General features: G+C 65.5%; 27 protein-coding genes. 17 read left to right on the top strand and 10 right to left on the bottom strand.

The genetic code is table 11. The annotated features are described in order from the left end of the window. Window positions 1-86 precede the first annotated feature (86 nt). Window positions 87-1,244: a trans-sulfuration enzyme family protein gene (locus JOE57_RS17515; protein ID WP_204919918.1), complete on the top strand. Its 1,158-nt coding sequence runs from the start codon at window positions 87-89 to the stop codon at window positions 1,242-1,244. Between the two features lie 22 nt (window positions 1,245-1,266). Here JOE57_RS17515 and JOE57_RS17510 read toward each other — a convergent pair whose 3' ends face one another. Both JOE57_RS17510 and JOE57_RS17505 read right to left on the bottom strand, forming a co-directional pair. Next, on the bottom strand, window positions 1,267-2,262 hold the full coding sequence (locus JOE57_RS17510; RefSeq protein ID WP_204919916.1) for an NAD(P)H-dependent glycerol-3-phosphate dehydrogenase: 996 nt from the start codon (window positions 2,260-2,262) through the stop codon (window positions 1,267-1,269). Then, window positions 2,259-3,086 carry a lysophospholipid acyltransferase family protein gene (locus JOE57_RS17505; RefSeq protein WP_204919914.1) on the bottom strand — a complete coding sequence of 276 codons (828 nt, stop codon included), beginning with the start codon at window positions 3,084-3,086 and terminating at the stop codon, window positions 2,259-2,261. Before JOE57_RS17505 ends, JOE57_RS17510 begins: the two co-directional genes overlap by 4 nt. An 83-nt stretch (window positions 3,087-3,169) precedes the next feature. Between JOE57_RS17505 and cofC the strand changes: the two genes are divergently transcribed. After that, the gene (cofC, locus tag JOE57_RS17500) at window positions 3,170-4,039 is read left to right on the top strand and encodes a 2-phospho-L-lactate guanylyltransferase (RefSeq protein WP_204919912.1); all 870 of its coding nucleotides are present in this window, start codon (window positions 3,170-3,172) and stop codon (window positions 4,037-4,039) included. A gap of 109 nt (window positions 4,040-4,148) precedes the next feature. Here cofC and JOE57_RS17495 read toward each other — a convergent pair whose 3' ends face one another. The 3 genes from JOE57_RS17495 to leuC form a co-directional block, all read right to left on the bottom strand. Further along, window positions 4,149-4,802, bottom strand: coding sequence for an HU family DNA-binding protein (locus JOE57_RS17495; protein WP_204919910.1), 654 nt, complete (start codon window positions 4,800-4,802; stop codon window positions 4,149-4,151). A 166-nt stretch (window positions 4,803-4,968) separates the two neighbouring features. Beyond that, on the bottom strand, window positions 4,969-5,583 hold the full coding sequence (gene leuD, locus JOE57_RS17490) for a 3-isopropylmalate dehydratase small subunit (RefSeq protein ID WP_204919908.1): 615 nt from the start codon (window positions 5,581-5,583) through the stop codon (window positions 4,969-4,971). 14 nt (window positions 5,584-5,597) lie between these two features. Beyond that, entirely contained in the window at window positions 5,598-6,995 is a 1,398-nt protein-coding gene (gene leuC / locus JOE57_RS17485) for a 3-isopropylmalate dehydratase large subunit (protein WP_204919906.1), read from the bottom strand. 100 nt (window positions 6,996-7,095) lie between these two features. Between leuC and JOE57_RS17480 the strand changes: the two genes are divergently transcribed. Then, window positions 7,096-7,818, top strand: coding sequence for an IclR family transcriptional regulator (locus tag JOE57_RS17480; RefSeq protein WP_204919905.1), 723 nt, complete (start codon window positions 7,096-7,098; stop codon window positions 7,816-7,818). Between the two features lie 30 nt (window positions 7,819-7,848). On the opposite strand, the gene JOE57_RS17475 is transcribed toward JOE57_RS17480, so the two are convergent. Further along, complete coding sequence (locus JOE57_RS17475) at window positions 7,849-8,160, bottom strand: putative quinol monooxygenase (RefSeq protein WP_204919904.1); 312 nt, start codon at window positions 8,158-8,160, stop codon at window positions 7,849-7,851. Between the two features lie 153 nt (window positions 8,161-8,313). Here JOE57_RS17475 and JOE57_RS17470 point away from each other — a divergent pair, with 153 nt between their 5' ends. The 5 genes from JOE57_RS17470 (at window position 8,314) to JOE57_RS17450 (ending at window position 11,953) form a co-directional block, all read left to right on the top strand. Beyond that, a complete protein-coding gene (locus tag JOE57_RS17470; protein ID WP_204919903.1) occupies window positions 8,314-8,655 on the top strand; it encodes an NIPSNAP family protein in 342 nt (113 codons plus the stop codon). A gap of 618 nt (window positions 8,656-9,273) precedes the next feature. Continuing rightward, window positions 9,274-9,771 carry a DUF6326 family protein gene (locus tag JOE57_RS17465; protein WP_204919902.1) on the top strand — a complete coding sequence of 166 codons (498 nt, stop codon included), beginning with the start codon at window positions 9,274-9,276 and terminating at the stop codon, window positions 9,769-9,771. After that, window positions 9,768-10,313, top strand: coding sequence for a hypothetical protein (locus JOE57_RS17460; RefSeq protein WP_204919901.1), 546 nt, complete (start codon window positions 9,768-9,770; stop codon window positions 10,311-10,313). Before JOE57_RS17465 ends, JOE57_RS17460 begins: the two co-directional genes overlap by 4 nt. A gap of 66 nt (window positions 10,314-10,379) precedes the next feature. Beyond that, a complete protein-coding gene (locus JOE57_RS17455) occupies window positions 10,380-11,108 on the top strand; it encodes a DUF4386 family protein (protein ID WP_204919900.1) in 729 nt (242 codons plus the stop codon). Window positions 11,109-11,146: 38 nt separating this feature from the next. Beyond that, complete coding sequence (locus tag JOE57_RS17450; protein WP_204919898.1) at window positions 11,147-11,953, top strand: DUF4386 family protein; 807 nt, start codon at window positions 11,147-11,149, stop codon at window positions 11,951-11,953. Between the two features lie 113 nt (window positions 11,954-12,066). Here JOE57_RS17450 and JOE57_RS19025 read toward each other — a convergent pair whose 3' ends face one another. Further along, the gene (locus JOE57_RS19025; RefSeq protein WP_275588367.1) at window positions 12,067-12,399 is read right to left on the bottom strand and encodes a DUF4386 family protein; all 333 of its coding nucleotides are present in this window, start codon (window positions 12,397-12,399) and stop codon (window positions 12,067-12,069) included. A 164-nt stretch (window positions 12,400-12,563) separates the two neighbouring features. Here JOE57_RS19025 and JOE57_RS17445 point away from each other — a divergent pair, with 164 nt between their 5' ends. Beyond that, window positions 12,564-13,130: a hypothetical protein gene (locus JOE57_RS17445; RefSeq protein WP_420827692.1), complete on the top strand. Its 567-nt coding sequence runs from the start codon at window positions 12,564-12,566 to the stop codon at window positions 13,128-13,130. A gap of 314 nt (window positions 13,131-13,444) precedes the next feature. On the opposite strand, the gene JOE57_RS17440 is transcribed toward JOE57_RS17445, so the two are convergent. Continuing rightward, on the bottom strand, window positions 13,445-14,416 hold the full coding sequence (locus JOE57_RS17440; RefSeq protein ID WP_204919896.1) for a magnesium transporter CorA family protein: 972 nt from the start codon (window positions 14,414-14,416) through the stop codon (window positions 13,445-13,447). A 220-nt stretch (window positions 14,417-14,636) separates the two neighbouring features. On the opposite strand from JOE57_RS17440, the gene JOE57_RS17435 reads away from it, so the two are divergent. Continuing rightward, window positions 14,637-14,954, top strand: coding sequence for a DUF1232 domain-containing protein (locus JOE57_RS17435; protein WP_204919895.1), 318 nt, complete (start codon window positions 14,637-14,639; stop codon window positions 14,952-14,954). A 115-nt stretch (window positions 14,955-15,069) separates the two neighbouring features. On the opposite strand, the gene JOE57_RS17430 is transcribed toward JOE57_RS17435, so the two are convergent. Beyond that, entirely contained in the window at window positions 15,070-15,624 is a 555-nt protein-coding gene (locus tag JOE57_RS17430) for a GNAT family N-acetyltransferase (protein ID WP_204919894.1), read from the bottom strand. Window positions 15,625-15,898: 274 nt separating this feature from the next. Here JOE57_RS17430 and JOE57_RS17425 point away from each other — a divergent pair, with 274 nt between their 5' ends. Continuing rightward, window positions 15,899-16,705, top strand: coding sequence for a hypothetical protein (locus JOE57_RS17425; protein WP_204919893.1), 807 nt, complete (start codon window positions 15,899-15,901; stop codon window positions 16,703-16,705). A gap of 108 nt (window positions 16,706-16,813) precedes the next feature. Beyond that, window positions 16,814-17,521 carry a class F sortase gene (locus tag JOE57_RS19365; protein ID WP_420827691.1) on the top strand — a complete coding sequence of 236 codons (708 nt, stop codon included), beginning with the start codon at window positions 16,814-16,816 and terminating at the stop codon, window positions 17,519-17,521. Between the two features lie 26 nt (window positions 17,522-17,547). Here the strand turns inward: JOE57_RS19365 and JOE57_RS17415 are convergent, their stop codons facing one another. After that, entirely contained in the window at window positions 17,548-18,156 is a 609-nt protein-coding gene (locus JOE57_RS17415) for a hypothetical protein (RefSeq protein WP_204919890.1), read from the bottom strand. 715 nt (window positions 18,157-18,871) lie between these two features. Here JOE57_RS17415 and JOE57_RS17410 point away from each other — a divergent pair. From JOE57_RS17410 to JOE57_RS19265, 5 genes are all read left to right on the top strand, one after another. Further along, window positions 18,872-19,249 carry a hypothetical protein gene (locus tag JOE57_RS17410; protein ID WP_204919888.1) on the top strand — a complete coding sequence of 126 codons (378 nt, stop codon included), beginning with the start codon at window positions 18,872-18,874 and terminating at the stop codon, window positions 19,247-19,249. A 285-nt stretch (window positions 19,250-19,534) separates the two neighbouring features. After that, complete coding sequence (locus tag JOE57_RS17405) at window positions 19,535-20,437, top strand: PKD domain-containing protein (protein WP_204919886.1); 903 nt, start codon at window positions 19,535-19,537, stop codon at window positions 20,435-20,437. A gap of 184 nt (window positions 20,438-20,621) precedes the next feature. Beyond that, window positions 20,622-21,560, top strand: coding sequence for a hypothetical protein (locus JOE57_RS17400; protein ID WP_204919884.1), 939 nt, complete (start codon window positions 20,622-20,624; stop codon window positions 21,558-21,560). An 86-nt stretch (window positions 21,561-21,646) separates the two neighbouring features. After that, entirely contained in the window at window positions 21,647-21,955 is a 309-nt protein-coding gene (locus JOE57_RS17395; RefSeq protein ID WP_204919882.1) for a hypothetical protein, read from the top strand. 392 nt (window positions 21,956-22,347) lie between these two features. Next, on the top strand, window positions 22,348-23,154 hold the full coding sequence (locus tag JOE57_RS19265) for a CPBP family glutamic-type intramembrane protease (protein WP_204919880.1): 807 nt from the start codon (window positions 22,348-22,350) through the stop codon (window positions 23,152-23,154). The last annotated feature ends 122 nt before the right edge of the window (window positions 23,155-23,276 follow it).

Genomic DNA, 23,276 nt, shown 5'->3' with positions numbered 1-23,276 from the left:
GCGACCCCCTTGGGTCGCCTCATCCGACCTCCGACCCTACCCGGGCGGGTGCGTGCCGTCGGTGTCGACGCGCGACACTGGAGCACATGAGCCCAGACCCCGTCCCACCGATCCAGCCGCACAGGTCGGAGCGGCCTCAGACGACGGCGGTCACCGCCGGACGTCCGGAGCGGGCGCCGGACGCCCCGCTGAACCAGCCGCCGGTGCTCGCCTCCACCTACGTGGGCGGCGGCGACACCGGCTACGGACGCTACGGCAACCCGAGCTGGACGGCCCTCGAGTCGACCGTCGGAGCGCTGGAGGGTGGCAGGGCCATCAGCTTCGCCTCCGGGATGGCCGCCGTGCACGCCATCCTCGAGCTTGTTCCACCGGGTGGGACTGTGGTGCTGCCCCGACACTGTTACCTGGGCGTGGCCGCTCTGGCCGGCCAGCTGCAAGACCGGGGGGCGCTGACGGTGCGGGTGGTGGACCTGACCAGTCCGGCCGCGGTGCTGGAGGCCGGTGCTGGCGCCGACATGGTGTGGCTCGAGTCGCCGACCAACCCGATGATGGAGATCGCGGACCTGGCTACCATCGGCGCCGGGCTGCGCGGCACCGGTTGCACCTTCGTCGTGGACAACACCTTCGCCACCCCGCTGCTGCAGCGGCCGTTCGGCTTCGGCGCGGACGTGGTGCTGCACTCGGCGACCAAGTTCCTGTCCGGCCACTCGGACGCCCTGCTGGGGGTGGCGGTGGTGCATGACACCGACACCGACCGCCTCAGCCGACTGGATACCACCCGGCGGCTGCACGGCGCCACCCCGGGCGCGCTGGAGTCCTATCTCGTGCTGCGCGGCATCCGCACCCTGCATGTCCGGCTGCAGCAGGCGCAGGCCACCGCGAGCGAGCTGGCCCACCGGCTGCAGCGCCATCCATCGGTCGTGGCTGTGCACTACCCCGGTCTGGACACCGACCCCGGGCACCAGGTCGCAGCCGCCCAGATGACGGGGTTCGGGTCGCTGCTGTCGATCGATCTCGGCTCGGCCGACGCTGCGGACGCCTTCGTGGCCGCCGCCAGGCTCTGGGTCCATGCGACCAGCCTCGGCGGAGTCGAGTCCACCTTCGAGCGGCGACGCCGATGGCCGTCCGAGCTGGTGACGGTGCCGCCCGGCCTGGTCCGGATGTCCGTCGGCATCGAGCATCTCGAGGACCTGTGGCAGGACCTCGAGCAGGCGCTCACTGCATCAAGGACGCCAGCCGCCTGACCGCCGGCTCGTACGGTGGCTCCTAGTAGCGTTCCGGCTTGGCGGACCGGGACAGCAGTGCGGTGATCATCTCCGTCGGCGTCATCTTCTCGGCGATCACTGCAGCCACCGCGTCGACGATCGGCATCTCCACCCCGTGCGCCGCCGCCAGCGCCTGGATCGACGCACAGGACTTGACCCCCTCGGCGACCTGCCGGGTGGAGGCGGTGATCTCAGACACCGTTCTGCCCTTGCCGAGCTGCTCGCCGAACGTCCGGTTCCGCGACAGCGGTGACGAGCAGGTGGCGACCAGGTCCCCCAGCCCGGCCAGCCCGGAAAAGGTGTACGGGTCGGCACCCAGCGCCTGACCGAGCCTGGTGATCTCCGCCAGACCACGGGTGATCACCGAGGCCGTTGCGTTGTCACCAAGACCGATCCCGATCGCCATCCCGACAGCGAGGGCGATCACGTTCTTGGTGGCCCCGCCCAGTTCGCAGCCGATCACGTCGGTGTTGGTGTACGGACGGAAGCTGCGGGTATGGCAGATCGCCTGCAGCGCCTCCGCAGTCTCGATCGAGGTGCTCGCGACGACGCTGGCCGACGGCTTGCGTTCGGCGATCTCCCTGGCCAGGTTGGGCCCGGTGACCACGGCGATCCTCGAGGGCGGGATGCCCGCGACCTCGGCTATCACCTGACTCATCCGCAGACCGGTACCCAGCTCGATCCCCTTCGCCAGGCTGACGACGACCGCGTTCTCGGGGATCCTCCAGACCCGGAGGTTCTCTCGCAGCGACTGTGAGGGCACCGCCAGCACGACGAAGTCGGCCCCCGACATCGCCTCCTGGGGGTCGGTGACCGCTCTCAACGAGGGTGGCAGCTCGATGGTCGGAAAGTAGTCCACGTTGCGGTGCTGGGTGTTGATCGCGTCGCACAGCTCAGCCCGCCGGGCCCACATGGTCACCTCGTTGCCGGCGTCGCACAGAGTCAGGGCGAACCCGGTCCCCCATGATCCGGAGCCCATCACGGCGACCTTGCTCATCGGTCCTGTCCTTTCGTCCGGCGCTGGCGGCGGGCGTCGAAACGGACCGGTGGTGGTTCCTCGCCGCGCAGTTCGGCGACGATTGCGGTGATCGCATTCATGATGCGGTCGGTGGCCTCGTCGAGCACGGCGGTGCTGAGCTGCTGCTCGCGCAGGTCGTCGAGGTCGACCGGATCGCCCGCCTTCAAGATCAACGTCTTGCGAGGCAGCAGCTTGGGGAAGTGGATCTGCTTGCCGTACATGATCTCCTGCGATCCCCACTGCCCCACCGGAATCACCGGACAGCCGGTGGCGAAGGCGATCCGGGCGGCACCATGCCGCCCAGTCATCGGCCACAGATCCGGATCGAGCGTGATCGTGCCTTCTGGATAGATCGAGACGCACTTGCCGGCGAGCACCGCCACGACCGCCTGCTGCAGTGCCACAGCGGCGTTGCGGGTGTCCCGTTCGACCGGAATCTGCCCGCAGGCGGTGATGATACGGCCGATGACCGGGATCCTGAACAGCGACGCCTTCCCGAGGAAACGCGGCCAGCGGCCGGCGTAGACGAGGTACTGCCCGAAGACGACCGGGTCGATGTTGGAGACGTGGTTGACGACCAGCACCGCGCCACCAGTCTTCGGGATCTTCTCCTGATTGCGCCAGTCCCGCAGAGTGAACCTCTTCAGACCCTCGTTGAGGAGCCAGACAACCCAGAACAGCGTCGGTTCTGCCGGCTCGCTGATGACCTTCCGCAGCGGCCGCAGCCGCACGTTTTTGCGGCGGTCGACGGGCCGGCTGGTCCGGCCCGGGGTGGGATCACCGGTTGCTGGGTCGTCGGACATCTCCGCCTCACACGTCGTCAACAGTTCACGCCCCGATGGACGAGGTGGCTTCACCCTAAGCCCTCATGACAGCATCGGTAGCGATGAACAGCGAACAGGCCGCACCCCGGACCGACCCGACCGCACCACACCGAGACCGGGTCGGGGCAGTGCTGGCATTGAAACCCTTGGTCTTCGCCAAATCCCGGGTGGACACCGTCCCTGCGCCGCTGCGCCGCAGACTGGCCTGGTCGATGGCCCTGGACACCCTGGCCAGCCTGGCAGCAGTCGTTGATCATGTCGTCGTCGTCAGTGACCAGCCGTCGTTGCAGACCACCCTGAACCGGTACGGGCTGCAGCTGCAGGTGCTGGCTGAGTCCCGCCGGGCCGGCCTCAACCCGGCGCTGCAGCATGGTGCAGTCGAGCTGCAGCGGCAGGGCTACCGGAGGGTGGTGGCCTGCGTCGGTGATCTGCCGGCCCTGCGTCCCTCGTCCCTGCGGCTCATTCTCGCGGCGAGCACGGCACCTCGGTCCTTCGTCGCCGACGCCTCCGGAATCGGGACCACGATGGTGATCGCGAACGGAGGGGACCTGGATCCGCGGTTCCAGGGCCGTTCAGCCGCCGCCCACCACTCCTCCGGTGCCCTCTCCCTCACCGACGAGCTGATCGGAACTCCTGTGCCAGATGCTCGGCGCGACGTCGACACCGAGGTGGACCTGAGTGCGGCCTGCGCGCTCGGCCTCGGACGCTACTCGAGCTCCCTGGTCGACCCAGCGACTGGATTGCTGGCCAGGTACACGACGATCACCGTTGCACTGGACCGGGGCGACGACGGCTGGATAGTGATCAGCTCCAGCGGCCACCGGATGTCGATGGCCGGCACCGCACTCACCGAGTCGCTGCGCGTCCTGCACCCCGGCCAGCGCCTGCATGCGGTACTGGCCGGCGGACAGGTGCTCTCCGCCTGGCTCTGAGGCGTTCGCGGCAAGAAGAATGAGCAGGGCCCGGACACCTCGACCGTGTCCGGGCCCTGCTCTGGTGCCGCCCGAGTTGCGGCGGCACCACCTCGTGCGCGTGCCGTGATCAGCGCTTGGCTGCAGCCTTCTTGGTGGCGGTCTTCTTCGCCGCTGGAGCCTTCTTGGCCACGGTCTTCTTGGCCGCGACCGTTTTGGCGGGTGCCACCTTCTTCGCCGGAGCCTTCTTGGCCGTCGTCTTCTTGGCAACAACCTTGGCCGGAGCCTTAGTGGCAGTCGCCCTCTTGGCCGGAGCAGCCTTGCTCGTGCTGGCCTTCTTCGTGGCGGCGACCTTGGTGGCCGCAGCCTTAGTCGGAGCCTTGGCGACGATCTTCTTGGCCGGTGCCGCCTTGGCGGCGGACTTGGTGGCAGCGGACTTGGTGGCGGCGGACTTGGTCGCAGAGGCCTTGGCCGCGGCCGCCTTCTTGGTCGCCTTGGGCACCTTCTTGGCGCCGGACACGTAGGCCTTCAGATCCGAGCCAGCACGAAACCTCGGGACGGCCGTGGCCTTGGCTCGCTTACGCTCACCCGTACGAGGGTTGCGCACCATACGCGCGGAACGGTGGACCTTCTCAAAGACACCGAACCCGGTGATCGAGACCTTTTCCCCCTGTGCGGTCTTGTACGTGATGGTCTCCACCACCGCATTGAGCGCCCTGGATGCTTCCGCTTTACTGCCGTCGTAGTGCACCGACAGTGCCTCAATCAACTCAGCCTTGTTCACAGCTTCCCTTCTCCGAACATTTCCTCAGCCTCAAGGGCTCCCAGCAACCGCACTGTACGACTGCAGAGTCAACGCTAGGGAAAGTATGGGCTGCAGACAATTACCTGCAGCCCATTCTCCGCGTGTCGTAAGGAAAAAGGGAAAAGCTGGTGCTAAACGCCAACTCTCAGCGGTTCGACTCCACCTTCGCCGGCAGGGTTCGCGGCAGGAACCCCGGGCGCTTCGCCTCGTAGGCATCGATGGCGTCGACGTGCCGCAGGGTGAGGCCGATGTCGTCCAAGCCCTCAAGCAGTCGCCACTGGGTGTAGTCGTCGATCTGGAACGGAATGTCGATCTTGCCCGGTGCCGTGATCCTCTTCGCTCTCAGATCGACGGTGAGCTCGGTGTCTGGCGACGCCTCGACCAGGTCCCAGAGTCGTTCGACGGATTCCTGGTCCACAACAGCGATCAACAGGCCCGCCTTGCCCGAGTTGCTGCGGAAGATGTCACCGAACCGGGAGCCGATCACCACCCGGAAGCCATAGTTCTCCAGGGCCCACACCGCGTGCTCTCGAGATGAGCCGGTGCCGAAATCAGGACCGGGGATCAAGATCGTCGCCGAGTCATACTCCGGCTTGTTCAGAACAAAATCCGGGTCGTTGCGCCAGGCGGCAAACAGTCCGTCCTCGAAACCTGTCTTTGTCACCCGCTTGAGGTAGACCGCCGGGATGATCTGGTCGGTGTCGACGTTGCTGCGACGCAGGGGCACCGCGGTGCCGGTGTGGGTGCTGAACTTCTCCATGGCTCTTTCTCTCCTCACAGATCCGCGGGCGCGCTGAGCTTGCCCACGACGGCGGTTGCGGCGGCGACCGGGGGTGAGACCAGGTGGGTCCTGCCACCCTTGCCCTGCCGGCCCTCGAAGTTGCGGTTGGACGTGGAGGCTGCCCGTTCCCCCGGGGCCAGCTGGTCCGGGTTCATGCCGAGGCACATCGAGCACCCTGCAGCACGCCATTCGGCACCCGCCTCCTTGAACACGACGTCGAGCCCTTCGCTCTCCGCCTGCAGCCGGACCCGGGCCGAGCCGGGAACCACCAGCATCCGGACGTTCTCCGCCACGTGGCGGCCCTTGATCACATCGGCCGCGGCCCGCAGGTCCTCGATCCGCCCGTTCGTGCAGGAGCCGAGAAACACTGTGTCTACGGCGATATCGCGCATCTTCTGGCCCGGCGTCAGAGCCATGTAGTCGAGCGCCTTGGCCGCCGCCGTACGGTCCTGCTCAGCAGCGAACTCAGCCGGGTCGGGCACCGAGCCGGCCAACGGGACGCCTTGACCGGGGTTGGTCCCCCAGGTGACGAACGGCGTCAGCTCGGCCGCCTCAAGATCAACTTCGGCATCGAAGACAGCGTCCGGGTCGGACTTGAGCGTCTTCCAGTACTCCACCGCTGCATCCCAGTCGGCACCCTGCGGTGCGTGTGGACGGCCCTGGACGTAGTCGAAGGTCGTCTGGTCCGGAGCGATCAGGCCGGCCTTGGCGCCCCACTCGATGCTCATATTGCAGATGGTCATCCGGCCTTCCATCGACAGGGCCTCGATGGCGGAGCCGCGGTATTCCACGATGTAGCCCTGCCCTCCGCCGGTGCCGACCTTGGCGATCAGGGCCAGCACCAGATCCTTGGCGGTGACGCCCGGCGGAAGGTCGCCGTTGACGTTGACTGCCATCGTCTTCGGCTTTGCCTGCGGCAGCGTCTGGGTGGCCAGCACGTGCTCGACCTCAGAGGTGCCGATGCCGAAGGCGATCGCCCCGAAGGCACCGTGGGTGGAGGTGTGCGAGTCGCCGCAGACGACGGTCATGCCGGGCTGGGTCAGGCCGAGCTGGGGGCCGATGATGTGCACGACACCCTGGTCAAGATCACCGAGACTGTGGATCCGGACGCCGAACTCCCTGGCGTTGTTGCGCAGGGTGTCGACCTGCGTACGAGACACCGGGTCGGCGATCGGCTGGTCGATGTTGAGGGTCGGGGTGTTGTGGTCCTCGGTCGCCAACGTCAGGTCAGTGCGCCGCACGCGACGGCCCGACTGACGCAGACCATCGAAGGCCTGCGGGCTGGTGACCTCGTGAACCAGGTGAAGGTCGATGAAGAGCAGGTCCGGCTCGGATTCCGCCGATCGAACGACGTGAGCGTCCCACACCTTCTCACTCAATGTCTTGCCCATGACCCACTCTTTCCCTAGCGTGATTTCCCGTTCTCAGGTTTTTCCTATGATTGCCGCATTCTGACTTGCCTTCCAGCATCCGAGACGGCAGTATCAAGGCATGGACAACTCTAGCGGTGTTGGCGTTCTCGACAAAGCCGCCCTCGTTCTGGGGGCCCTGGAGACGGGACCGACCACACTGGCCGGGCTGGTGGCTGCCACCGGGCTGGCCCGGCCGACGGCCCACCGGCTGGCTGTGGCGCTCGAACATCATCGCCTGGTCAGCCGCGACCTGCAGGGCCGCTTCATCCTCGGCCCCCGACTGGGCGAGCTCGCCTCGGCCGCCGGTGAGGACCGGCTGCTCGCCACTGCGGGACCCGTTTTGGCACGGCTGCGTGACATCACTGGGGAGTCGGCGCAGATGTTCCGGCGTCAAGGTGACTATCGGATCTGTGTGGCCACCGCAGAGCGCATGTCCGGCCTGCGCGACACCGTCCCGGTCGGGACCCAGCTGACCATGAGCGCAGGGTCTGCCGCGCAGATTCTGCTCGCCTGGGAGGAACCCGACCGGATGCAGCGCGGGCTGCGCGGCTCCCGTTACTCCGCAGTCGCGCTGGCCGCTGTCAGGAGGCGTGGCTGGGCACATTCGGTGGGTGAGCGCGAGGCTGGAGTGGCCTCGGTCTCGGCGCCGGTCCGCTCCCCCTCCGGCAAGGTGATCGCGGCGGTCAGCGTCTCCGGGCCGATCGAGCGGCTGTCCCGCCAACCTGGTCGGCTGCACGCCCCAGCCGTGATCGCGGCCGCCGAACGGCTCAGCGAGGTGCTGCGGCGGACCGGCTCGGAGTAGACCGCCGCCGGCGCGGCTGCCCCACAACGGTCAACCGAGCTGGGGCACACCCTTGCCGGTCGGGTCGTCCAGGAACTCGACCCTGGAACCCTTGAGGTACTGGTCCTTCTCGGTCAGGAAAAGGCTGGTGTGCTCATAGCTCTGGTGCTTGGCGTGCGCGTCGCGGTCCTCGTACACCTCGTAGAAGATCCGCGACAGGGGCGCGTCCTCAACGCTGTGCGTCAGGTAGACAAGGGTGCCGGGCTCTGCGGTGATCTTGGGCAGCGCCTCGGCAAGCAGCGCATCGAAAGCCCGCGCAGCGGACTCGTCCAGCAGGTCAAAGCGCACTACGAGAGCGAACATTCGTCGGCTCCTTTAGATCGAGATCGGTTGTCTTCGTACGCCGAGGCGGTCGACGTGCAGCCGGTGTGCGCCAGGCCTTGGGAAGCCCAGCGTAAGGCTACCGATACCTTCTGACCATCATTACCCGGATACCGAGTGCCATTGGAGCATCCCATGTCAACGAGTCGAGTCTTCGAACTTCGCACCTACCAAGCCGCACCCGGAATGGGGTCGCGGATGCATACCCGGTTTCGTGACCACACCCTGCGCATCTTCAGGAAGCACAACATGGAGCCGCTTGCGTTCTTCTCACCTACCGATGGCGCGAACACCGAGGACACCCTCATCTATCTTCTCGGCTTCGAGAGCCGGGAGGCGGCAGAAGCAGCCTGGACCGCGTTCCGCGCGGACCCGGAGTGGCAGCAGGTCAAGGCTGCCTCGGAGGCGAACGGAACCGTGGTCGAGAAGACCGAGTCGGTTTTTCTGACGGCTGCGCCGTATTCCCCGATGAGCTGAATCCTCCCCAGCCGTCCTACACACCGGCGGGGAATCCGGTGAGGCCCTGCAAGGAGCCCCGGGTGGTTTGGGTGCGTGCGGGAGCAGCGGGAGCGACCGTGTCAGGAGATGGGGCAGGGAAGGTACGCGCGCACTCCGACCTCCGGGGCGGCGATGACGCCCTACCCCTTCGGCCGTCGACCCCTGATCTAGGGGCCGTCGTCAGGCAGCCGCCGTCAGCGTCCTCCAGACGCTGGTTGGCGCGACCATCATCGCGCTGACTCAAGTGCTCGCCGTTTGATCATCCTCAAATCGCTCCACCAGTCGCAGCGATGTCTTAAGTCCCAGTGCCCACGTGCCGGCGGCGCGCCACGGTGACTCGTTCCACCGTCAGCCGACGTGAGGTCCGCACACTGCCGCCGATGCAGCTCGGCATCCCGCTTCACTGGCCCGATCGGATCACAGGGGGACTTTCGCCTCTGCCACCGCGCCGCGCGGGGGTTGGATGCTCGCGGCAGGAGTTCCCTTCTCAGGGGATGAGGTGATGCAGCGACCAAGTTCACGACTTCGATCCACCCAGGACGGCCGCAACCCAGCCCATGAGATCGAGAAGCCAGGCCCATACCAAGGAGTAGATCAATGAACGCTGACCGGATCAGCAGCCGCGATGACCCGAAGGTCAACGTGAAGGTGGTGCTCAGCGGCTTGTGGGTCTCGATGCTCTTCGTCTTCGCCTACGTTGACATCTTCGGCTTCTGGCGCGCCGACGTGATCTATGGCGCCCTGCACGGAAGGGTCCCAGGTGGTGTTGAGATCAGCCAGGTGTTCCTCACACTCACGACGCTTTACATCCTCGTCCCGAGCATCATGGTGACGTTCTCGCTGATGGCACCGGCGCGGATCAACAGGCCGATCAATGTGATCGTCAGCCTCTTGTACGCCGTGTCAGTGGTCGCCGCCGTAATCGGCGAGACCTGGGCCTACTACGTCATCGGCAGCGTCGTCGAGGTTCTGCTGCTGCTGACCATCGCCGCTGCCGCCTGGTTCTGGCATTCCTCACCGACTCGGATCGACGCCGCCGAGCCGACAGAACCAGCGCACATCGAGCCTGCTGATCTGCCGAAGAGTCGGCAGTGATCGCACCGGCGAGCAGATGGCGCGGTTCAAGCCCGACTTCCGCGACGAACCAGCAAGCAGTCACCCCGTCGCCGCCCGCCGACAAACCGCGCAAGGTGACGAGATCAATAAGCGTCTGGAGACCGACCGTCCTGCTGGCCCTTCCGGGGGCGGCCGCGTTCTGGGTGGTCAACTTCGCCATCTCCTTGACTCCCCTCGCTGCTGAGTACCGGGCTGCGCTGTCGATCGCATATGCACCCATGTTGGTTGAGGCTGCAGTCGGGGGCTTGTTCATCGCTGTCTTCGTGAGCTGGGTCATGATGCTTTCCCCTGGCTGGATTGCCACCAGAAACCCGCTAGCGAAGTCTCTGGTGATCAGTTTCGTCGTCCTCCTGACCCTGACAGCGGTGATCGATATCCCAGCGAAGTTCTTCACGTCGTCGGTGAACGACCCTTGGCGCTACTTCCTCATCGCTATCGCCTTCAACGCGCTCAGGATCCTGGCCCTGGGAGTTGCCGTCGGTTACGGGTGGAGCCGCCACATCAAGGGTGCACGACAGTGAGGACCACGTCGAGTGTTCGTGAAGGGACTTCCCGAAGTCGACGCGTGACCGAGGAGCAGTGAAACCGTGTCGTCACGCAGCGAGAGGATTGCCCCGGACAAGCTGGCCAGGCTAGCGGGCGGGTTCTACCTGGGCTTCATCCTGTCCTCAGTGCTCGCGGACGCCCTAGGACACATCGGCATGGGCTCAGTGGATGATGTCTATCGAGCCATCCTCGTGAACAACCCGTCGTTCCGGCTGGGCCTTGTCATCGCCTTCGGCTCCGCCTGGCTCTTCCTTCTGGCCGCCTGGAGCCTCTATGTCCTGCTCCGCACCGTCGCCGATAGCCTGGCGCTGCTCTTCCTACTGCTCAACACCGTGGGCGTCGCGCTCCAGTGCGCGAGCATGCTCCCCCTGATCGCCGCGATGCTGCTCGGAGCCAGCCCCGACAACCTCCCGGGATACTCCGGGGAGCAGGTGGAGGGGATGGCGCACCTGTTCATCACCGTCTACAAGACCGGCTTCGTCGCCGCCCAGCTGTTCTTCAGCACCTGGTTGTTCCCGCTCGGCTACGTGGTCTACAAGTCAGGCTTCCTTCCGCGGTTCCTGGGCGTCCTGCTGGCCCTTGACGGCGTCGCCGACCTGATCTGGTTCCTCCAGGGCCTGCTGCTGCCCGACCAGCACGCCATCACCTATCCGGGCCTGGCTGTCAGCTTCGTCGCCGAAGTCGGCCTGGCGCTCTGGCTTCTCATCGGAGGCGTCAAGCACGCCGGAGCCAGCACCGCAAGCAAGTCAAAGCGTTCGTACGGCGAGTGACCTTCGCCCCTACCCACCAACCGCAGCTGCGTGCCAACGTGAACCAGTCGTCCTGCTTCGTGAAGGCAAGGCCTTGCATCCTGAACGGACAGGCGAACGGGCGGTATTCAGAACGGGAGATCGAAACCATGAAAACCTACCGAGGAAACGCGACTGCGGTTGGAGTGCTGCTCATCGCCTGCACCGTGAGCAGTGTGCTCAGCGCGGCCCCGCTGGGCTCACTGCTGGATGGTCCCGACTACCTGAACAAGCTGGCGGGAAACAGCAATCGCGTCGTGCTGACGGCGCTCATCGAGTTCGTCTGGGCTGCGACCGGCGCCGGCATCGCGATCGGGCTGTATCCGGTCCTTAGAAGGCACAACCGCGCTCTGGCGCTGGGATCTGTCGCCGGCAGGGTGGCCGAGGGGGTGGTGATCCTGGCCGGGACCCTCAGCCTGCTGGTGCTGCTGACCGTGAGCCAGGGCGCGCTGGCAGCAGGAACTGCAGTTCCTGCGTTCACCAGGGAAGCGTTGCTTGCCACACGCGATTGGGTGCATGGGTTTGTCGGGCTGCTCGCCTTTCTCACCGGCGCCTCGATGTACTACTACGTGCTCTACAGCGCCAGACTCCTCCCCCGGTGGCTCTCGGGCTGGGGTCTTGCCGCCGTAGCCTTGGCCTTGGGCGCCACCCTCTACTCCGGTTTCACCCAGGACTTCGGCTTCTCAACCGTCAACACTGTGCTCAACATCCCGATCGGTCTGCAAGAGATGGTCATGGCGGTGTGGTTGCTCGTCAAAGGGTTCAACCCGGTGACGCTCGATGCCGATGATCAGCGGAGCGACCAAGCCACTCTGATCAAGACCTGACTCGGTGATGTCGCCGGAGTCCGTGCAACGGCGGCGGTCCTTGGCAGGGGGTCCATCCATGGTCGTGGACGCCGAGGCTCGGTCGTGGGTGCCGACGATGATCAGGTAGCCCATCATCCATATCTCGCCGATGGCCGCGGGGACAGGCGGTAGAACGCCACTGCGGTCAACGCCTGAGCCAGCACGATGCCCAGCTCCAAGGCGATGCCGACCTGTGCCAGCGTCTCGTTCCCCATCAGGTTGGACGACGTGCTTCGGGGGTCCTGGGCAGTGAAGAGCTGGGCGGACCACCATGGAGCTGCGATGCATAGAGTCCTCGGCCTTACTGGAGTGTCTCGTCTGCCACACTTCCCATAGCAACCAGAACGGCGAAACACGAGCAAAATAGGCCATTCGGCCCGGGCCGCACCGCGGCCTTCGCCCCTAGCATCGAGGCATGTCCCCATGGTCAGTGCCGCCGCCCAACAGCTGGAGGGTTCTGTACCGTACTGGTGGCATATCGGCGCTCCTCTTCGTACTCTCGGGGATGGCGGCCCTTGTTCTCTACGCAGCGGACCCGCCGCCCGTGTCGGGGGGTGAGGCGACGTTGCGCTTCATCGCGGCTCACAGGATGACCTACATCGCACAGCAGCTGCTGTGGCTCGTCCCGTCGCTGTTCGGGCTGATCGTCTTCACCGCCCTCCTGGTGGCCCTGTTGCCCGACAGCCCCACCCTCACTGTGCTCGGCTTCGTCGTCGGCGGGGCCTCCTGGACAGCACTGCTCGCTGTGCCCGTCACCAGCGAGGGAACGCTCTCCCTCGTCTATCTCAGCGACCGGTACGCCGCCGCGACCGAGGCCGTCCGCCCCTCGTTCGTCGCCGCCGCCGAGGCATTCGTGGCCGAGAACAACACCGTCTCCCTCGCCGGAGCCCTTACTCCGCTGGGCATCCTGCTGATCTCGCTGCCCCTCCTCCGAGGCCCTCTCCCGCACTGGGTTGGCTGGCTGGGCCTCGCGACCGGGGCCCTCGGCCTCGTCAGCGAAGCCATGCGGTTTGCCGCCCCCACGCTCTATGCCGCCTACGGGCCGTTGCTGTGGGTCTGGTTCGGAGCCGTCGGCATCTCACTCCTCCGGCTCCCGCGACCCTCTCGTCCGGGCGTCGCACCACCGCTGGCGTCCATCGAGAAGACAACGCTGTGACCACGTCATCAGTAGTGAAGCTCCTCTGGGGCACCCTGCTGGGACAGGGGCAGCACGTGTCCCGCTGAAGGCGACCCTCCGTTTCTCGAAGGGACACCCATGACTGATCAAAGATCCGCAGGCTCACCCCTTCCGGCGACAGCAACCACGGCATGCCTGAACTGCTGGGGAAAGCTTCCTTCCAGCGAGGACGGATCCTCACGGACCAGATGCCAAGCAAGGCCGTCGCTAACGGTGAGGCGACCCTGAGCTGTCGCCGAGGGGACTGCCCGCCCTTGTTTGATGCCCGACCAACGTGCGCCGCAGGCGGGAGGTCACAGCCAGTCCTTGCGCTTGAAGGTGAGGTAGAGGGTCCCCGACATCAGCGCGATGAGCACCGACGACACGATGAAGCCCGACTCGTGGGCGAAGCCTGGGTAGGGCACGTTCTGCCCGTAGAAGCCGGTGATCGCGGTCGGTACCGCGATGATTGCCGCCCAGCTGGTGACCTTCTTGGTGATGATGTTGAGCCGGTTTCCCTGGATCGTCAGGTTCGTCTCAAGGATGGTAGTGACAAGGTCGCGCAAGCTCTCGGTCCACTCCGTGGCGCGGAGGACGTGGTCGTAGACGTCTTGGAAGTGCGGCATCAACTGCTCGGGGACCAAGCCGACGTCGCGGCGCATCATCGAGTTCACGACCTCGCGCATCGGCAGCACGACTCGGCGAAGAAGTACGAGGCTCTTCCGCAGCTCGAAGCTGCGGCGTTCCACATCGCGGTCGTGCGGCCGAGTGTCGAAAAGTAGATCCTCGAGCAGCTCGATTTGATCGTCGAGGGACTCCACGGCCTCGAAGTGTCCGTCGACGATGAAGTCCAACAGACCGTGCACGAGGGCACCAACGCCGTGCTTGTTGATGTCCGCCTTGTCGTCCCAGCGGGCCACCAACCCGTCCACCTGAAACTCGTCGTCCTTGCGGACCGTGACCAGGGCGTTCGAGGTGATGAACGCGGCGATCTCGCCGGTCACCAGTTCACCGGTGGTTACGTCAAGGCGGACCACATAGGCGGTGAGGAAGTCGTGGCCGGGAAAACGGTCAAACTTCGGTCGCTGGCGGCCGCTCGCTGCGGCCTCCACCGCGAGCGTATGGAGCTGGAGCTCATCGGCAAGGACCTGAAGCTCCTCGGGCTTTGGTGCGCACAGGTCCACCCAGACGACTGCGGACTCGTCTTCCAGATGCTCGGACACGTCGGCGAGCGAGAACCCCTCGTCGGTGAGGACCCCCTCGCGGTAACAGCGGCTCCGCGTCATCTGACAAGTATCCACTGCCGAAGGCAGCCCTGATCAGCGCTGTCGAAGGCAGCCCTGATCAGCCCGCAACCGCACTACTCCCCTATGGCGGGTGCGAATGGTGTCCAGTCCCCCTGGACAATGGCTGCGCCCTGATTCCCCACCCCTTTCGCTCGTCGCCAGCCACGCCGAGCCTCGGGAATTGAGTCCGTTCGCTGGCGCATGAGGCACAGTGGACGCCATGAACTTGTCCGATCTGCTGACTCCGGTGCTGGTGCTCCTCGGCGTCCTGTCCCTGCTGGGGGTGGCCGTGATCGGATTCCTCATGTGGCGATACCGCATGCCGCCGCGCGGGCTGATCGCCATGATCGGGGCCCTGGTCTACCTGGCGAGCCCGGTCGACGTGCTACCTGAGGTGGTGCTGGGACCGATCGGCCTCCTCGACGATGCGGGTGCAGCCACGGCCGCTGCGGTCTTCGTCTACAAGCTCGTGACGGTCAAGAAGCGACTCGAGGCTGCAGGTGTGAAAGGCCGGCGCAAGCCAGACCCGCTGGAGTGATCGCGATGCTCCGGGACAACGGCTGTTACCTGAGTGTCGCTTCGGTGCAAGCCTGACGAGGTGTTCCAACCCGACGCTCAGGAGAATTCTTCCTCGGGCCGGTCTTGGGAGGGACCTACTCGCCCGAGTTCCCATTGGACTGCGGCACACGCGGCTCGGTCCGCAGGTGCGTGAGCGGGGCGGAGAAGCGCACCAGCGGCACGGGACCGCCCCGTTCGAGCAGCGCTTCCCGGCCGTCGCGCACCATCCCGAGCGAGCTGTAGAACGCGTTGGTCGGCGCCGCATCCCGCAGCGTCCAGAGCACCAGGTGAGTCCATCGCCCCGGGTCCAAATGGTCGATCAGCGCTGTCAGCAGCCGGCGCCCGATCCCGGTGCGCCAGCGATCGGGGTCCACGTAGCAGGCCCGGACCTGGTAGGCCCCGGGCCCGAGATCGTCCTCGTGCGCCGAGCCGCCTGCGACCCAGCCGACAATCTCCTCCCCGTCGACGGCCACCAGCTGGAGGTCGTCATCTGCGGGTTCGGCCAGCGTTCGGTGGCGCAATTCGGGGAGCCCGTCGTAGCCCGTCAGGTAGGCGTCGCTGATCAAGCCGCGGAACCCGGCGCGCCACCCCGCCGCGTTGAGGGCGGCGATCCGCTCGGCGTCACCGACCACCGCCGCTCGCACCTTCACAGGAGCATCCTCGCAGGTGGGTCGTGATCATGAGGCGTTCCGCACAGAACGTGGTCGCGATCAAGTCGAGCGGCCACTCGATGCAGCCGTCAGCCTCAGTTCACTGAACCGAGATAGTTCGGCAAAGAGCCTGATCTGCTGGCCGGTGACCGGTACGATCACCATTGCGGACATCGATGGTCGATCAGGGGGTTCCAATGATGGATGCGAACGCGGTCAGACTTCGAGGTCGCCACGGTTTTGCGTTGTCTCGTCAAGGTGAGGCAGTGATCAGATGACCGCGTTGCGCTACTCAGCGATGCTGGCCGTCACGGTCGCACTGATGCTCGCCCCGATGAGCGCTGCCGCTGACACGACCGTGAAAGGTACGTTGCTGGAACAGAACCACAGCGGCGCCACTGGTACGGCGACCCTGACGGCACTCAGCAACGGTGGCCTTCGGGTGGTCATTCATTCGCAGGGTCTGGTGCCGAACCAGCCTCACGCCCAGCACCTTCACGGGTCCGCGGAGGGCGGGCACTTCGGCTGTCCCACACTGAAGATGAACGACAAGAACCATGACGGCATCCTGACCAACGAGGAGGCGATGGGTGAGTACGGGACCATCTTCTTCGCGTTGACGACCAGCGGCGGCGTGACCCCGCACGACGGGCTCGACGTCAAACGCATGCCGGTCGCCGACTCGAAGGGCCGAATCAACTACGACCGAGCCTTCCCCGCCGCCATGATTCCCCCTGGTCTGCGCGAGCACCTGTCGGCATTGCACGTCGTGCAGCACGGCATCGACGTCAACCACAACGGCAAGTACGACGTGGCAGCCCTCGGAGTCTCGACTTTCGCGGAGCGCCTCGGACTGCATGGCATACCGGAGGAGGCAACTGACCCGGCAAGCTGCGGCGTGGTGACTGGGGCCGGTGCTGCCGAGCCGGCCCGGCACGGAGCCGAGACCGGCGGTGCCCCGCCGCTCGGCGCGAACGGACCGACTGCCGCGGTCGGAGGTGCGCTCTTGCTCCTATCTGCGGCTGTCGCGCGTCCCTGGCGAAGGCGTCGCCGATCACCGGTGCGGTCCGATGACAGCTAGGCGGCACCGCCGCGGCACTATCTCTTCTGGAGGGCACGATCTGGGAGGCCCTGCCATGCTTCAGGAGAGGCCGGTCCAGTCCGCTGCCCCGGAGTCACGCGGAGGCTGATGCTCAGGCCATCGCCCGTGGACCGCAGCCGACTCATAAGGGCCTGCATCGCCCTCGGGTTGGCCATCGTCGGCGTGCTGTTGATCTGGGGAGCGGTCGGACGACAGTCCCCTGCTGAGCCAGCGCTCGCCGCGTCGGCGGACAGGCAGGGTGCACCGTCAGCAACCTCGACGAGGCCGAAACCCCCGGTGGAACGAGCCAGCACGCACAGGGACCAACCCGACGTGCGTGATCGGATCACGGGACCGGTCCTCCCCGAGTCAGATCCCGTGTCGGTCGCGATACCGCGGCTCGGTGTCCGCACCACACTGGTCCGCTTGGGTCTCGATGCGCGTGGAGAACTTGAGGTACCCCACGACCCGGCCCAGCCCGGCTGGTTCATCGGAGGGGCCGCTCCAGGTGCGCTCGGGCCGGCCATCATAGCCGGGCACGTGACCTGGAACCGTGCTCCAGCCGTGTTCTACCGACTAGGCAGTCTGCGGCGCGGTGATCACGTGAGTGTCAGGCGGAGTGATGGCAAGACGGCCGTCTTCACCGTCGTCCGGGTGTCCCGATTCGCGAAGGCCCGCTTCCCCACAAAGGCGGTCTACGGACCAATCGATCATGCCGGGCTACGACTGATCACCTGTGGGGGAACCTACGATTCGTCTCGGCACCGCTACTTGGACAACGTCGTCGTCTTTGCCAGGCTTTCGACGGTTCGTTGACCTCGTGACCGTACGGTCAAACCTCGCTAGCCCTTGATCACGAGAACAAACGGTCGTGACGCGGCGCCCGACGCAGGATCCAGCACTCGTAGCGAATAACGTCCGGGCTTACCCAGCTCCACGTAGGTTGCGAAGTGGCCTGATTCGTCGGTCACTGTGGGCACCGGGAAGGACACCCACCTCCCCCGATCCATGCGCTGGACCTGGAGAACGGTGTTGGTCCCACCCAGGTGTACGCCACGAATCGGAACGACTTGGAAGGGCTTCGCCGAGTCGACCGGATCCGTCAACTGGAAGGACGCTGCCCCCGTCGAGACGGGGTCTCCCGAGGCGTTGCCGCCGTCGGAGGTCGTCCGCGCAGTCGCCGACCTTGGAGCTTCGGCAGTGCCCGCAATCGGGGCCGAGACACCGGTTGACGCCGGCCGGCTGATCAGCCAGACGACGGCCAGCGAAATGATGACGAGGAGCACGGCCGCAGCCAGCGCAAAAATGCCACCAGGACTCTTTGCCTTCCGTTGCCGCGAATCGGCCAGGGCTTGCGCATGGCGAGGTCGCAGATCACGCACCGCCAGCGCTTCGACAGGGCGAGTGGCGCGCTCCGAAATCGCCGCGTGCCTGGCTACCGGATGCTCCATCGCCCACCTCCCTCAACCTCTTGGGTGAGGGCGAACATCGGCGCTCGGTGCCCAGCATCCAGAACGCTGTGCTGCCATGTGGATGGGCTCCTGAAGCGCCTGACTGCGCAACAAAAGTACGTGCTGACCGCCTCCCCCGAACAGTGGCAGGTTTCGACACCTGTCACGCTGACACGTACAGCCTAAACCGCAGCCATCCGAACCGGGCGAAATGCGAAAAATGCCGGGCGAAGTGCCCACGACCTGTCCCGCCTTCGTGCCCGCAAGGAGTATTGCGGCGGAAGGGATGGTCGTCCAGCCATCCTTCTCCAGCGTGAGCCGGTCGGGGGTGGACCTGCTGTGATCTGTTGATGCTCGGGTCGGACTAGCCGTCCGGGGTAGGCATCTCCTCGCCACTCATCAGGCCGCCGAGTTGGCCTTGACTCTTGACCAAAGCACGACGCAGCCTACAACCGCTCTGAGCTTCAGGATCCTGCAATCGGTGCCACTTCCAGGAGTCCCTGGTGGGATACGGATGGGTGGGAATTGACCGGCCCATGCCGTGTGGTCAGAGCACCGTTCACGCGGCAGCCTTTCCAAATCCCCAAGAGCCATGAGAGGTCTGAAGTCGCCATATCCAGGGACTTAGGTCTCTGCCTCAGTCATTCATTTTCTGGTTATTTTGTCTTCGTAACCTCATGTATCGGCGAGTTGTGCACCAACCGAGGGAAGAACGATGAGCGATAAGCGGAGTACTCAGGTTGCTGTGACGAATCATTTTGGCGGCCGAGCGAACATCACCCTGCATCACAGGTTCGGAGACGAACCGCCGGAGGTCAAGACTTGGGAGGGCTTGACGGGCGGGCAGAGTGGTGAGCCTCTTACGGTCCACTACGAAACCGGATTGTTCACCGGATTCGATCGATGGAGCGTGCGCGTCGAGGTCGTGGAGGGACCGCAGAAAGGCGTCTACGAAACCGCCGACGCGAAGCGCTGCTACCTGACGGAAGACGACCAGGGAACGGTGCTCACCTTCGATGTCAGTGCCGAGGCTGGCTTCAAGATCAATCTCATCTCGTCCAGCTGTCAGGCGGATTTGGTCAAGTCGGCCTGATGGCCGAGAAGATGAGGCGGGTTGGAGAGCACCATGGATGGTTCCGCCAAGGGGTGTGAACTTGGCCCAGGGGATGTGCCTCGGACGGCGGCGGGACCGGAGGACCTGGGCGCTGACCCGTCGGTGAATGCGGCCGATCCATTTGCGGTCACCGCGTCGGCGCCCGAAATCTTGTTGGGGCCGAATCGACGAGGTGAGGCAGCTTTCACCGTGACCAACCTGACCGGTCGCCCAGTACGAGTCCGGATGATGCCGCGGGGACGAGACGGCGCCAAAGATGACTGGATGTCGGTCCTGGTCGGTACAGCCGAGGTACCGATGGCAGAGGTGCCGATGGGGATGGGCGCCACGGCGACCGTCAATGTCAGAATCGCCGTCCCCACGGACATCGGAGCCGGACCGTACACGCTGGTGCTCGAGGTTGTGGCTGAAGACGACACCGAGAGGCCGGTGATCGGGCAATCCGTGGCCTTCACCGTCCCCGCCGACAGCGGCCCAAGGAATGCGCACCACCTTCCGTGGGCGATCATGGCGATTGGTGCTGGGGCACTCATTCTCACTGGACTGGCGATCGCCTTGGCGTTGGGTCTGCGCCATCCCAACCAGCCACCGACGGCCCACCTCGTCGTATCGGCGACATCACTGACGGTGGGCGAGACTCTGACAGCCGATGGATCGGCTTCGACTGACGACACAGCCATCCGGACCTACACCATCGACTGGGGCGACCAACAACCTGCTGCGCATGAGCCAAAAGCCACCCACACCTACGCACACCCGGGCTCCTACACCGTCACCCTCACCGTGGGCGACGGGAAACTCCGAGCAACGGCGGCACATCAAGTGAGTGTCACCTTGCCGCCACCGGCTGTGACGGGCAGCGAGGACTTCACCGTCTCTGCCCATGCCGATGCGGGCTCGGGGGGCCACTGTGTCACGATCCTGAACGAGCATCGCTTGCAGCCCGGTTGGCAGATCGACCGCGACAAGGGTGATCCGGGGCACGCCGGCGTAACGCAGATCTCACTGGAAATGAATCGCCAGGCCGAGAGGAGTCTCATGGCCTACGACTACCAGCCCGACGGCGACAATGCGGTGAAGGTCACGGGTTGGATCTGCAGTAATGGCCTGTGGGGTTCCGAGGCGATCTTCAATGCCAGGTACCGGGTATGGACGATCAAGTCCTGATTACAGTGGGCCATTGCGTCTCGGTGTCAGAGCCAAGGCAGTTGTACCTCGGCCGCGGAGTCGTCCCAGAGCTGGATGCGGTTTCCGCGGCCGACGAGTGCCCTGGCCCGTTCAGATCGATTCCCAGCGTCCCCGGAAGTTGCAGAAGTGGATGCGGGCCACACTGGCAGGACGACGGAGGGCCATGTCGTCGGCATCTGCTGAAGAGGACGGTCCCCGCGCAGTCGGCCTGCTGGATGTGTTGCTGCGATCGGACGAACCATCGATCCGACTGCAGGTTCGCGCCGGGGTGCAGGGTGCCGAAGGGGCTGAAGTTGCCGGGCTCCAGGAGCTGGTTCGCGCCTCGCCACGCGTCGCCACCCTGTTATCAGAGCGACGCGCGGACGGCACCATCGACGCCCACCCTTACCGGGCGAAGTGGTACGGGGCTCACTGGACGCTGGTCACGCTGGCCGAGTTGGGCTACCCCGCCGGCGATGACAGCCTGACCCCACTGCGCGAACAGACCCTTCAATGGCTGTTCTCTGCCGAGTACCTCGACAGCCTAGGCAAGATCCACGGCCTGCCTCGCCTGCACGGGTCAATTGAAGGAAACGCCGTGTGGGCCCTTCTGACATTGGGATTGGCCGACGAACGCGTGGAGACACTCGTCGAGCGACTGCGTCAGGCGCAGTGGCCCGACGGCGGATGGAACTGCGACCGGAATGCAAGCGGCCGGTGCTCCTCGTTCACCGAGTCGCTCATCCCGCTCCGGGCGCTGTCCCTGCACAACCGAACGCGGTCCGATCCGCGATCGTTGGCGGTGGTGGAGCGGGCACTAGCCATGTTTCTGCGGCGACGGCTGTACCGCCGCATTGGCGACGGTGCGATCATCCACCCGTCATTTGTCGAACTTCACTACCCCTGCTACTGGCACTACGACATCTTGTTCGCGCTCGTCGTGGTCGCTGAGGCGGGTCGGGTCCGGGATGATCGGTGCAGCGAGGCCCTTGAGCTGTTGGAGAGCAAGCGCCTCCCCGACGGCGGCTTTCCGGCCGAGCACCGCTACTACAGGGCAACGCGAGCCATGGTGCCGAGCCAGCGGTCGTTGGTGGACTGGGCGGTGTCAGCCGTCGACGGATGAACCCATGGATCAGCGCTCGGGCGGCCGTTGTGCTGAGCGCCGCCGGCCGGTCCATCGACGCCCAGCCGTAGGCAGAACCGCGAACCATGGCCGTCACGATCCGCGACCTCGGGCCGGGCGCTCGCGGCCCCGAGACCGTGACCTGGACGCGTCATGGCACTCGGATCGGCGGACAGTCCTATCGTCGATCATGGGTTGAGGATGTCGGCATCGTTGAACCAGCGCCGAAGGCGGCAACCGACATCGGTACCAGCGCGAACCAGCGCATCATGGTGTACGCCGCCCTGCGCGCCCATGTCGCAAGCCGCCGGCTCAGTACCTTCGCCGCTAGAGCCAGATCGAGAACCACCGCCATTGCAGCCAAGACCGGATGTCCAGCAATTCCGCCCGGTTGAAGCGTGTCTGAAGTGGAGCAGTCACAGTCCGCGGCACGATGTCGCGGCCAGACAATCACCGGCATTCTCGCTCTGGGACCTTTGGCCCCTGGGAACGCGGGAAGAAACTCGCCAGCATCGGTACAGACTTCGATGAGTCGCCCTCCCTTGAGGCCCAACGAATGATCAGGTGGATCGCTCCAAAGTGCTACCTACAGGAAGAAACGTCGGCATCCGGAACCCGACGGGTGCAGGGATCGGCTACGCCGGCCACTGGTGACGCGAAGGGGATAGGGAAAGGCAGGTTCGCAGCCATGGTGACAAGGACTTATCGATCCGTGCGTGCCTTCATTCAGAGGCATACAGTGCTGACCTTCTACGTTCTGGTGTTGGCTCTGCTCACACTCGTCCCCGTGCCGATTGCCCTGCTGGGCAGCGGCAGTGGCGCCCAGGTGACCTCCCCGGCAGAGATGGGTCCCATCATGTATGTGACCAACGTCCTGGCCGGTCCAGTCTGCTACGCCCTGGCCGGCATCGTGGTGATCGCCGTCGCCCTCGGAAAGGCGGGCCTGCGCGACCTCCGATCGCGGTCGTTCCGGTGGCGGGTGGGCCTTCGCTGGTATGCCGTGGCACTACTGACCGCCCCCCTTCTGCAGACGGCGATCCTCTTGCCGTTCTGGCTCACCACAGAGGCCTTCCTTCCCGACATCCTTACAGCGCAGGACAAGGCGAGCCTGCTGATGGCCGCTCTCCTGGCGGGAATTGTCGCCGCCTTCTTCGAAGAGATTGGCTGGACGGGGTTCGCCACTCATGAACACCGCGAGCGGCATGGACTGCTAGCCACTGGACTCCTCGTCGGGCTGCCATGGTGCCTGCTGCACTCACCGATCTACCTGGCAACCGACCGGGGCGCTATCCCGCTGGCGCTCTACCTGCCCGTCATGACCTTCTCGATTCTGCTGCCCTACCGGGTGCTCATGGTCTGGGTCTACGACCGTACCCAAAGCGTGCTGATGGCAATGCTGATGCACCTACCGATCACCACCAGCGCCCTGCTTGCCAGCTCCTCGGCGATGGTGGGGGTACCCGATTTGATCTTCAACCTGGTCTTCGGGGCCACGCTGTGGGTCCTCGTGGCCGCGGTCGCAGCGGCCAATCCCAGAGGGCGCTCACGATCCGGGTTCGATCACCTCAGGATGCGGGCTCGGGTCAGCCGATGAGCACCAGAGCGTCGCGAGCTCCGTTGTGAAACGGCCTTCGGCTGCGCCGCCCGGAATGTTGTGGACAGCGTCGATGAGACCCAACCCACGGAGGCGTCCTAGCGTCGAATCCTGTGGGCGCT

The sequence above is a fragment of the Microlunatus panaciterrae genome, assembly GCF_016907535.1.
GTDB lineage: Bacteria > Actinomycetota > Actinomycetes > Propionibacteriales > Propionibacteriaceae > Microlunatus > Microlunatus panaciterrae.
Note: the sequence above shows the minus strand (reverse complement) of the source record. Positions and strands in the feature narration are given on the sequence as shown.

Coding starts and splice junctions, on each gene's coding strand:
- JOE57_RS17515 (WP_204919918.1), top strand. CDS start 87: ATGAGCCCAGACCCCGTCCCACCGATCCAGCCGCACAGGTCGGAGCGG.
- JOE57_RS17510 (WP_204919916.1), bottom strand. CDS start 2,262: ATGAGCAAGGTCGCCGTGATGGGCTCCGGATCATGGGGGACCGGGTTC.
- JOE57_RS17505 (WP_204919914.1), bottom strand. CDS start 3,086: ATGTCCGACGACCCAGCAACCGGTGATCCCACCCCGGGCCGGACCAGC.
- cofC (WP_204919912.1), top strand. CDS start 3,170: ATGAACAGCGAACAGGCCGCACCCCGGACCGACCCGACCGCACCACAC.
- leuD (WP_204919908.1), bottom strand. CDS start 5,583: ATGGAGAAGTTCAGCACCCACACCGGCACCGCGGTGCCCCTGCGTCGC.
- leuC (WP_204919906.1), bottom strand. CDS start 6,995: ATGGGCAAGACATTGAGTGAGAAGGTGTGGGACGCTCACGTCGTTCGA.
- JOE57_RS17480 (WP_204919905.1), top strand. CDS start 7,096: ATGGACAACTCTAGCGGTGTTGGCGTTCTCGACAAAGCCGCCCTCGTT.
- JOE57_RS17475 (WP_204919904.1), bottom strand. CDS start 8,160: ATGTTCGCTCTCGTAGTGCGCTTTGACCTGCTGGACGAGTCCGCTGCG.
- JOE57_RS17470 (WP_204919903.1), top strand. CDS start 8,314: ATGTCAACGAGTCGAGTCTTCGAACTTCGCACCTACCAAGCCGCACCC.
- JOE57_RS17465 (WP_204919902.1), top strand. CDS start 9,274: ATGAACGCTGACCGGATCAGCAGCCGCGATGACCCGAAGGTCAACGTG.
- JOE57_RS19025 (WP_275588367.1), bottom strand. CDS start 12,399: ATGGGGACATGCCTCGATGCTAGGGGCGAAGGCCGCGGTGCGGCCCGG.
- JOE57_RS17445 (WP_420827692.1), top strand. CDS start 12,564: ATGACCTACATCGCACAGCAGCTGCTGTGGCTCGTCCCGTCGCTGTTC.
- JOE57_RS17440 (WP_204919896.1), bottom strand. CDS start 14,416: ATGACGCGGAGCCGCTGTTACCGCGAGGGGGTCCTCACCGACGAGGGG.
- JOE57_RS17435 (WP_204919895.1), top strand. CDS start 14,637: ATGAACTTGTCCGATCTGCTGACTCCGGTGCTGGTGCTCCTCGGCGTC.
- JOE57_RS17425 (WP_204919893.1), top strand. CDS start 15,899: ATGACCGCGTTGCGCTACTCAGCGATGCTGGCCGTCACGGTCGCACTG.
- JOE57_RS19365 (WP_420827691.1), top strand. CDS start 16,814: ATGCTCAGGCCATCGCCCGTGGACCGCAGCCGACTCATAAGGGCCTGC.
- JOE57_RS17415 (WP_204919890.1), bottom strand. CDS start 18,156: ATGGAGCATCCGGTAGCCAGGCACGCGGCGATTTCGGAGCGCGCCACT.
- JOE57_RS17410 (WP_204919888.1), top strand. CDS start 18,872: ATGAGCGATAAGCGGAGTACTCAGGTTGCTGTGACGAATCATTTTGGC.
- JOE57_RS17405 (WP_204919886.1), top strand. CDS start 19,535: ATGTCGGTCCTGGTCGGTACAGCCGAGGTACCGATGGCAGAGGTGCCG.
- JOE57_RS17400 (WP_204919884.1), top strand. CDS start 20,622: ATGTCGTCGGCATCTGCTGAAGAGGACGGTCCCCGCGCAGTCGGCCTG.
- JOE57_RS17395 (WP_204919882.1), top strand. CDS start 21,647: ATGGCCGTCACGATCCGCGACCTCGGGCCGGGCGCTCGCGGCCCCGAG.